Source organism: Thermomonas sp. LB-4 (assembly GCF_036409385.1).
Taxonomy (GTDB): Bacteria; Pseudomonadota; Gammaproteobacteria; order Xanthomonadales; family Xanthomonadaceae; genus Thermomonas.
Genome location: NZ_JAXOFT010000041.1, coordinates 1 through 8052, shown reverse-complemented (window position 1 = coordinate 8052; position 8052 = coordinate 1). Strand labels below are relative to the sequence as shown.

Here is an 8052-nt window from a genome sequence, read left to right as displayed (position 1 = left end):
AACACCGCCATGATATGCCGCCCCTCAGGGCATCACCAACTTTCGCGCGTTACTCCTGCGGGATCCGTCCCGGCTCCACCAGGGGCGGCCTGGTGAACTCGACGCTTTCGATCAGGCCTTTCGCATCGCGCTTGACCACCATGCCTTCAGGATCCTGGATGCCGCGTTCGTGAACCAGGCGGGTGAATCCGGCGGCCTGCTCCGCGCCCCGGCTGAAGCCGATGCTGGTGATGCGGATGTCGGCATCCGGATTCTCGTCGATCCAATCCTTTGCCTTGGCTGCGAACTGGACATACATCTCCTCTAGACGGGCCAGGTAGGTATGTCCGCCAACAAGGTCTCGCACACCTGTCAAGCCGCCCTGCGTGCCAACGCCTTCGACGTAGCCGTAGCCGATGCTGGAAGATTCGTTCTTTTCGAGCTGTTTGACGACCTCGGCTACGTTGGTGTGGTTCTCCGCGGCGTCCTTGTACATGCTGTTGCCGGTACCGTCGAAAGCGGCAACGAACAGGCGCTCGTTCGGTCTGGAGGAATCCAGTAGTACAGGCGTCGAAAGCCGGGACAATGCATCGCTGGCCCTTTCGTAGCTCGCGAGGTCGTTCTCGTCAGCGGGGTAGGTGCTGACGCCATCAGGATTGCGGTCCTTGCCCATGATCGTCCGTCCTTGAACCTGATTCAGTACGTCCGGCTCCAGGCCAGGACCGGGTCATTGCGAAAATCACTGTTCGGATTGCCGGGAGTGCGCAGCGAATTCGTCGGAATGCGTGCCTTCATGTAGACGTTGATCGTACGGTCGTTCACTTCGAGCACGATCCCGGGGTTGTGTATCGAAACCCCTTCCCTGATGTCCTCCCGCGGCACGTCGTGGAGGATCAGTCTGTCCTTGAATATTTCACCGATATCGACCTCCGCTTCGTGTGCCGTTCCATCCTTCGATCGCCAGGTCACGACGGCAGGCGGCGGGAAGTTCGGCAGGGCGAGGTGGCCGGCGTTCCAGTGCTTGCGGTAGTCGGGCCCGCGTGATGACGCTGGCGGGCTGACCTCGTCATCGCTGCTGGCGCCATGCGGGAAACCGGCGTACAGCACTTTGCAGCCGATGGTGTCGTAGCAGTAGGCGCCAAAGCTGTGGCGGACGAACTTCAGCGGCCAGTCGGCCACGGTGTTGTCGCCCCGGAACGAGGCAGGCGAGTCGGGTTGGGCGGCCATGGATGAGTGGCATCCTGCGCTGAATAGTACAGAGATGAAAATGGGCAAAGCCGTGGCAAAGCCCGGCCCAGGAACTGACTTCCGGCGGAACCCTGCGAATTCTTCTGGCACCCTGTAACCCTCCATTGGTAGTGGGTGTGTGGCCGGCTACAGACCAGCCATGGAAAAAAACTATCATATCGGGCCCTGACCGGAACGAGCTTGGCATGGAGAGCCCAGTCTCTCCTTGAACCAGTTCTCGATCTGCACTTTCGAACGCAACAACGAACAGGAGCTCGGTCGGACTCTATTGCATCCATGCGTACAGGTGTGGGGAGAAGTCGATACAGTGCGCTGCTGTCCTTGTCTTGCTTGTGAGGTCGTATTCGTCAACGGATACGCGCTGACGCTAACAGGTCGTTTGTTCTTGTCTATCGTCGTGATTCCGTAGGTTTTTTGCCCGGGCGAGGATCAGGTCATCGCGGTGCCTGCTATAGCGGTTTCCCGGAATCTGCAGTTCGCTGGTTGGAATCAAAGCCCGTAGATGGAAATTCGGCGGATAGAGGTACCCGCAGTGTTCGGGTTCCTGCTGATAGCTTGCCTTCCTTGGCCTGATGATCGAGAGGACCTGCTCCAGTTGCGGATCCGGTGATGTTGATCGAAGCGAGCGCGGTCGGTCATGCCTGGATCGAGTACGCGGGTTGACTGGAACAGGTCGAACAGACCGACTGCCTGCGGGGTCCGTCCCGGCTCCACCAGGGGTGGCCTGGTGAACTCGACGCTTTCGATCAGGCCTTTCGCATCGCGCTTGATAGTCATTTCAGCTGGGTCTTGGGTGCCCCGTTCATGTGCCAGCCGGGCGAGACGGGTGGCCTGCTCGGCGCCGCGACTGAAGCCGATGCTGGCGAGACGGATTTCCGTATCAGAATTTTCGTCAATCCAAGCTTTTGCCTTCGTCACGAACTGGACATACATCGCCTCGAGGCGGACATGATCGGCTGCGTTGGCCTTCCTTGGCTTGTCTAGTAGGTCCTGCTCCAGACAAGGACCGGATCGTAGCGATAGTTGCTGTGAGGATTCCCCGGAGTACGGAGTGTTTTTGTGGGGATGAATGTCTTCATGCAGACATTGATCGTACGGTCATTCACCTCGAGCACGATTCCAGGGTCCTGGATGGAGACCCCTTCCGGGATGTTCTCCCGTGGCACGTCATGGACGATCAGCCTGTCCTTGAAAATCTCGCCGATATCGACCTCGGCCCGATGTGCGGATCCATCCTTCGAGCGCCAGGTGACGACGGCAGGCGGCGGGAAGTTCGGCAGGGCGAGGTGGCCGGCGTTCCAGTGCTTGCGGTAGTCGGGCCCGCGTGATGACGCTGGCGGGCTGACCTCGTCATCGCTGCTGGCGCCATGCGGGAAACCGGCGTACAGCACTTTGCAGCCGATGGTGTCGTAGCAGTAGGCGCCAAAGCTGTGGCGGACGAACTTCAGCGGCCAGTCGGCCACGGTGTTGTCGCCCCGGAACGAGGCAGGCGAGTCGGGTTGAGCGACCATGGATGAGTGGCATCCTGCGCTGAACAGAATGGAAAGAAGTGCGGCCGAAGCCGCGGCGAAGCCCGGCGCGCGAGCTGGTTTCCGGCGCAACCCCGTGAAGCGGAACCCTGTGAACTGGTCTGGCATCCTGCGACCCTCCATGTCGTAGTGGGTGAATAGCCGGCTGTCAGGCGGCCGGCGGCGCCTTCCACGGTGCCGCCACCAGCAGCACGCCCAGCAGTACCAGCACGGCACCCGTCACCCGGGTCCAGTCCGCCGGGCGCTGCGCCTGCAGCACGCCGAAGTGATCGAGCGCGAGCGAGGCCACCACCTGGCCGAGCACCGCCAGGCAGATCGCCGCGGCCGCGCCCACGCGCGGGATCAGCAGGGTGAACACCGCGACGTAGACCGCGCCGAGTACGCCGCCGAGCCAGATCCACGCGGGGAAACGGGCGTCGGGCGCCGCGCCCCACGGCGTGCGCGATGCCAGCAGCCAGCACCCCAGCACCACGCTGCCAACGAGGAACGAGACGAAGGCGGCCATCACCGGCCCATGCAGCGCGCCGGCCAGCCGCGCGTTGACCAGGCCCTGAAGCGGCAGCACCGCGCCGATGGCGACGATGGCCAGCATCGCCAGCCACTGGCTCATGCCGCGCACCCCGGTCCGCGGACCCGTGGCGCGCGCGCGGTCACCGCGCCGACCCGCGGTCGATCTGCAGCCCCGCCAGCGACTGGCTCACCGGCATCACTTCCAGCCGGTTGATGTTGAGGTGCGGCGGCAGGTTGGCGATCCACCAGGTGGATTCGGCCACGTCGGCCGCGGTGATCGGCTGCGCGCCGGCATACAGCGCGTCGGAGGCGGCCTGGTCGCCGCCGTTGCGCACGAGGGTGAACTCGGTTTCGGCCAGTCCGGGCTCGATCACGCTCACGCGCACGCCGCTGCCGTGCAGGTCCGAGCGCAGGTTGAGCGAGAACTGCTCGACGAAGGCCTTGGTGGCGCCGTAGACGTTGCCACCTGCATACGGATACACGCCGGCGATGGAGCCGATGTTGACGATCGCGCCGCGCCGCTCGATGAGCACCGGCAGCAGGCGGTGGGTGATCGCGACCAGCGCGGTGACGTTGGTGTCGATCATCTGGCGCCACTGCGCGAGGTCGCAGGCCTGCGCAGGCGCCGTGCCCAGCGCGAGGCCGGCGTTGTTGACCAGCAGGTCGAGGTCGCGGAAGGGCGCGGGCACGGCGTCGAGCGCGGCGGCCATCGCGTCGGCGTCGCGGATGTCGAAGCAGGCGGCGTGGACGCGGTCGCGGCCGAGGCGGTCGGCGAGGGCGTCGAGGCGGTCCTGGCGGCGGCCGGTGGCGATCGCGCGCCATGCCCCGGACGAGACGAAGCGCTCCACGATCGCGGCGCCGAAGCCGGCGGTGGCGCCGGTGACGAGCAGGGTTTTCATGCGCCCGATTCTACGCCGCACCCTTGCGCGTGGACGGCTTCGGCGGAGGACGGTCGGCGGCCTTCGACGCCGCGCCGCGGCGACGGCCGGTCGCGGTCTTGCCGGCGGTGCGCGACTTCGCGGCGCGGTGCTTCTCGAGCATGTCCTCGGCCAGCACCACGTCTTCGGAAATGATGCCCGCCGCGCGTGCGATGGCGATCCGGGCCTCGGCGCGGTTCTCGTCAGGGTTGGCCTTCAGCAGTTCGCGGATGACTTCGCGCAGCGCCGCTTCGGCGTCGCGCTTGAGCCGGAGGTCGCTGCTTTCGCGGAACAGCGCCAGCAGCGCGTCGACCAGCGGCTTGACGAGTGCGGCTTCGATGGGCATGGAGGCGTCCTCCCCGGGGGAAGGACAGCCTGGACCCCGGCCATCGCAGCGACCGCGACGGGCCTGGAACCAGCCGGCGGGCCGACTGGCGGGCGGCCCCGGGGGGGCGTTAGGCCGGGCTCAGCGAGCGCGGATCGCCAGCGCCTCGAGGCCGCCGTTGCCGAGCTTCTGCTTGGCCTCGGCCAGCTCGGACGCGGTGCCGTAGGGGCCCATGCGCACCCGGTACATGGCGCGGCCGTCGATCTCGGCCTGCTCGACGCGGGCGACCAGGCCGAGCATCGCGATGCGCGCCTTCAGCGCCTCGGCATCGGTGTTGCTGGCGAAGGAGCCGGCCTGGAGGATGTAGCGGACGCCGTCGGCGGCGGCCGGTGCGGAGGCGGCGGGCCTCGCCGCGGTCGCGGCCGCAGCCGCGTCCGGCGCCTGGGCTGCGGGCCGCGGCGGCGTGGTGGCCTGCCCGGGCTGCGCCGCGGCATCGGCGGCGAGGTCGGCCGCGTCGGCATCCAGTTCGCGCTGCTGCGCCGCGCGCTCGCGCGCCAGCAGTTCGTCGCGGCGCGCCTGCTCGGCGCGCGCGCTGGCGGCCAGTTCGGCGTCGGTCATGGCCACTTCCTGGCCCGGCAGCAGCGTGTAGAAGTCGTACTGCGTCTCGGCCGGAGCCTCCTCCTGGGCGTCGCCGGACCGGGATCGGGCAGGACGGGCGGGGGCCGGGGCGTCGTCGGCCACGCTTTCGCCGGCATCGCCGCGGGCGGCGGCCGGCGTCGCGTCGGGGTTCGGCGTGGGCCGGAAGAAGCCCGGTTCGCCATCGGACTCGAGCAGCTTCGGGGCCGCCAGCACCACCACGATCGTCAGCAGCACGCCGATGATCAGCCACGCCCAGCCCGGCAGCGGTGTGCCACCGCCGCCAGTACGCCGCGCCTGGGACTTGCCACGCTTGACCGCCACTTACATCGCCTCCGGGGCCTGCACGCCCAAAACAGCCAGTCCGTTCGCCAGCACCTGGCGGGTGGCCAGGGCCAGCGCCAGGCGGCCGTCGCGGACGTCCGCGTCGTCCACCAGGAACTGGTGATCGTTGTAATACGACTGGAAGGCCTGGGCCAGCTCCAGCAGGTACTGCGCCACCAGGTGCGGTTCGAGCAGCTGGCCGGCCGCGGCCAGGAGCTCCGGCCAGCGGCTGATCGACGTGACCAGCTCCAGGGTGGCGGCGTTGTCCAGGTCGAGCGCCTGCGCCAGGCCGTTGTCGAGGTCGAAGCCCAGGCCGCGCTCCTTCAGCTGCCGCAGCAGGCCGCAGATGCGCGCGTGCGAAAGCTGCACGTAGTACACCGGGTTGTCGAGCGACTGGCTGCGCGCCAGGTCGATGTCGAACACCAGCTGCGAGTCGGGCTTGCGCGCGACCAGGAACCAGCGCGTGGCGTCGCGGCCGGCCTCGTCGATCAGGTCGCGCAGGGTGAGGTAGCTGCCGGCGCGCTTCGAGAGCTTCACTTCCTCGCCGCCGCGCATCACCGTGACCATCTGGTGCAGCACGTACTCGGGATAGCCCTGCGGGATGCCCTTGTCGAGCGCCTGCAGGCCGGCCTTCACCCGCGCCAGCGAGCCGTGATGGTCGGCGCCGAGCTCGGTGATGGCGCGCTCGTAGCCGCGCTGCCACTTCGACAGGTGGTAGGCGACGTCGGGCACGAAGTAAGTATAGGTGCCGTCGGACTTGCGCATCACGCGGTCCTTGTCGTCGCCGAAGGCGGTGGTGCGCAGCCACAGCGCGCCGCCGTCCTCGTAGGCGTGCCCGCCCTCGACCAGCTGGGGCACGGTCTCCTCCACCTTGCCGTCGGCATACAGCGACGACTCGAGGAAGTAGACGTCGAACGACACGCCGAAGGCGGCGAGGTCGCCGTTCTGCTCGTTGCGCAGGTACGCGACGGCGAAGCGGCGGATGGCGTCGATGTCGTCGGCGTCGCCGGTGGCCTTCACGACCTGGCCTTCGACCTCGACGCTCCCGTGGTCAAGGAAGGCGCGGGCGACGTCGGCGATGTAGTCGCCGCGGTAGCCGTCCTCCGGCCAGCCGGCGTCGTCGGGGCGGATGCCGCGCGCGCGCGCCTGCACCGACTTCGCCAGGTTCTCGATCTGGACGCCGGCATCGTTGTAGTAGAACTCGCGCTTCACGTCCCAGCCGTTGGCGTCGAGCACGCGCGCGATGCAATCGCCGATCACCGCCGCGCGGCCGTGGCCGACGTGCAGCGGTCCGGTGGGGTTGGCCGAGACGTACTCGACGCCGGCGACGCGGCCCGCGCCGCTGGCGTTGCGGCCGTAGGCATCGCCCTGCGCATGCACCTCGCGCAGCTGCCGCTGCCAGGCATCGGGCGCCAGGCGGAAATTGAGGAAGCCGGGGCCGGCGATCTCGACCGCGGCGATGTCGCCGCCGGTGGGGATCGCCGCGGCCAGCGCCTGCGCGATCGCGCGCGGATTGCTGCGCGCGGGCTTCGCCAGCACCATCGCGGCGTTGCTGGAGAAATCGCCGTGCGCGCGGTCCTTCGGACGCTCGATCACGAAATCGGGCGTGGCCAGGTCTGCGGGCAGGATGCCCTGGTCGCGGAGGGCGGCGATGCCCTGTTCGACCAGGGCCTTGAGCGTGGATTTCACTGGGCTGGGGGCTTGGAGCGTACGGCCGCACATTGTACGCGAGGCCCCGGCCCCGGCCCCGCCCCGCCCCCGGCGGTTGCTGAACCGGCCGCCGGGCTACACCCAGCCGCGCGCCGCCAGCGACACCGGCGCGCCGTCGCCGATCACGAAATGGTCGAGCAGGCGCACGTCCACCAGGTGCAGGGCCTGCTTCAGGCGCGCGGTGACGGCGCGGTCGGCGGCGCTGGGCTCGCTGCTGCCGCTGGGGTGGTTGTGCACCATCCATATGGTTCGCATAACGTGTTGATTTTTAAGAGCTACGTCGCTTGGACGCCCCAAATGGTTCCGGGGATTGGGGGCGGTTCGCGATGACCGAGCGTGATGATCACGGCTGATCATACGTGCGCTCTTCGAGGCCCTTTGATGCACGGCACTGGACCTTATTCTTTTCGTCCCACGCATCAAGCTCATCGAGAGGATAAAGCACAGCTTTGCCAATTTTCACGTAGGACGGTCCGAGACGCATCGCGCGCCAATTTCGAAGAGTCCCGACTGAAATGCCGCCACGGTAGCGTTCAGCCACCTCGTCAGGGGTAAGGAACTTGCTATTTGACACTATCGCCTCCTTCGGCTGCACGATCCAGGCCGTCCCGCCGCGTCTTCAGTTGATCGTAGCGGTAGTCTCTTCAGGCCGCTTTCGGGCTTGTATTTGAGTGCCCGGAATCGGTGCCTCACGCTTCCGCACGGACATACATGCTGCGTCATTCACAGCCTTGGAAGGTGTTCCGGGCAGGTGTCGGAGAAACGGATAGCGTAGGGGGCACATAGGCGGGTTCGGCCGCGATGCCTTCGCCACCGCCCCGACGTCCCCCCACCTTTGAGTAGCACCGCGATCTGGAGTCCAATCCCCATCCGA

Annotated in this window: 10 protein-coding genes and 1 pseudogene; all 11 read right to left on the bottom strand. The window is 67.3% G+C overall.

All coding sequences use genetic code 11. The features are described 5' to 3' along the window. Window positions 1-49 precede the first annotated feature (49 nt). On the bottom strand, window positions 50-652 hold the full coding sequence (locus SPK54_RS13325; RefSeq protein ID WP_330948367.1) for a DUF2235 domain-containing protein: 603 nt from the start codon (window positions 650-652) through the stop codon (window positions 50-52). A gap of 23 nt (window positions 653-675) precedes the next feature. Further along, a complete protein-coding gene (locus SPK54_RS13320) occupies window positions 676-1206 on the bottom strand; it encodes a hypothetical protein (protein ID WP_330948366.1) in 531 nt (176 codons plus the stop codon). A 510-nt stretch (window positions 1207-1716) separates the two neighbouring features. After that, the gene (locus tag SPK54_RS13315; RefSeq protein WP_330948365.1) at window positions 1717-2160 is read right to left on the bottom strand and encodes a hypothetical protein; all 444 of its coding nucleotides are present in this window, start codon (window positions 2158-2160) and stop codon (window positions 1717-1719) included. Between the two features lie 47 nt (window positions 2161-2207). Next, complete coding sequence (locus SPK54_RS13310; RefSeq protein WP_330948364.1) at window positions 2208-2864, bottom strand: hypothetical protein; 657 nt, start codon at window positions 2862-2864, stop codon at window positions 2208-2210. A 40-nt stretch (window positions 2865-2904) separates the two neighbouring features. Then, window positions 2905-3366, bottom strand: a complete 462-nt coding sequence (locus tag SPK54_RS13305; RefSeq protein ID WP_330948363.1) for a DMT family transporter — start codon at window positions 3364-3366, stop codon at window positions 2905-2907. 40 nt (window positions 3367-3406) lie between these two features. Continuing rightward, window positions 3407-4165 carry an SDR family NAD(P)-dependent oxidoreductase gene (locus SPK54_RS13300; RefSeq protein WP_330948362.1) on the bottom strand — a complete coding sequence of 253 codons (759 nt, stop codon included), beginning with the start codon at window positions 4163-4165 and terminating at the stop codon, window positions 3407-3409. A gap of 10 nt (window positions 4166-4175) precedes the next feature. Then, the gene (locus SPK54_RS13295; RefSeq protein WP_191728850.1) at window positions 4176-4529 is read right to left on the bottom strand and encodes a hypothetical protein; all 354 of its coding nucleotides are present in this window, start codon (window positions 4527-4529) and stop codon (window positions 4176-4178) included. Window positions 4530-4649: 120 nt separating this feature from the next. Next, window positions 4650-5468: an SPOR domain-containing protein gene (locus SPK54_RS13290; protein WP_191728851.1), complete on the bottom strand. Its 819-nt coding sequence runs from the start codon at window positions 5466-5468 to the stop codon at window positions 4650-4652. Then, window positions 5469-7157, bottom strand: a complete 1689-nt coding sequence (gene argS / locus SPK54_RS13285) for an arginine--tRNA ligase (RefSeq protein ID WP_330948361.1) — start codon at window positions 7155-7157, stop codon at window positions 5469-5471. Between the two features lie 96 nt (window positions 7158-7253). After that, window positions 7254-7424: pseudogene (locus SPK54_RS13280) on the bottom strand (JAB domain-containing protein); the annotation flags it as partial. Window positions 7425-7521: 97 nt separating this feature from the next. After that, on the bottom strand, window positions 7522-7752 hold the full coding sequence (locus tag SPK54_RS13275; RefSeq protein WP_099648608.1) for a helix-turn-helix domain-containing protein: 231 nt from the start codon (window positions 7750-7752) through the stop codon (window positions 7522-7524). Window positions 7753-8052 lie beyond the last annotated feature (300 nt).

Excerpts from the sequence above, each read along its gene's own strand:
- SPK54_RS13325 (WP_330948367.1), bottom strand. The coding sequence starts at position 652 with ATGGGCAAGGACCGCAATCCTGATGGCGTCAGCACCTACCCCGCTGAC.
- SPK54_RS13305 (WP_330948363.1), bottom strand. The coding sequence starts at position 3,366 with ATGAGCCAGTGGCTGGCGATGCTGGCCATCGTCGCCATCGGCGCGGTG.
- SPK54_RS13300 (WP_330948362.1), bottom strand. The coding sequence starts at position 4,165 with ATGAAAACCCTGCTCGTCACCGGCGCCACCGCCGGCTTCGGCGCCGCG.
- SPK54_RS13320 (WP_330948366.1), bottom strand. The coding sequence starts at position 1,206 with ATGGCCGCCCAACCCGACTCGCCTGCCTCGTTCCGGGGCGACAACACC.
- SPK54_RS13295 (WP_191728850.1), bottom strand. The coding sequence starts at position 4,529 with ATGCCCATCGAAGCCGCACTCGTCAAGCCGCTGGTCGACGCGCTGCTG.
- SPK54_RS13315 (WP_330948365.1), bottom strand. The coding sequence starts at position 2,160 with ATGTATGTCCAGTTCGTGACGAAGGCAAAAGCTTGGATTGACGAAAAT.
- SPK54_RS13310 (WP_330948364.1), bottom strand. The coding sequence starts at position 2,864 with ATGCCAGACCAGTTCACAGGGTTCCGCTTCACGGGGTTGCGCCGGAAA.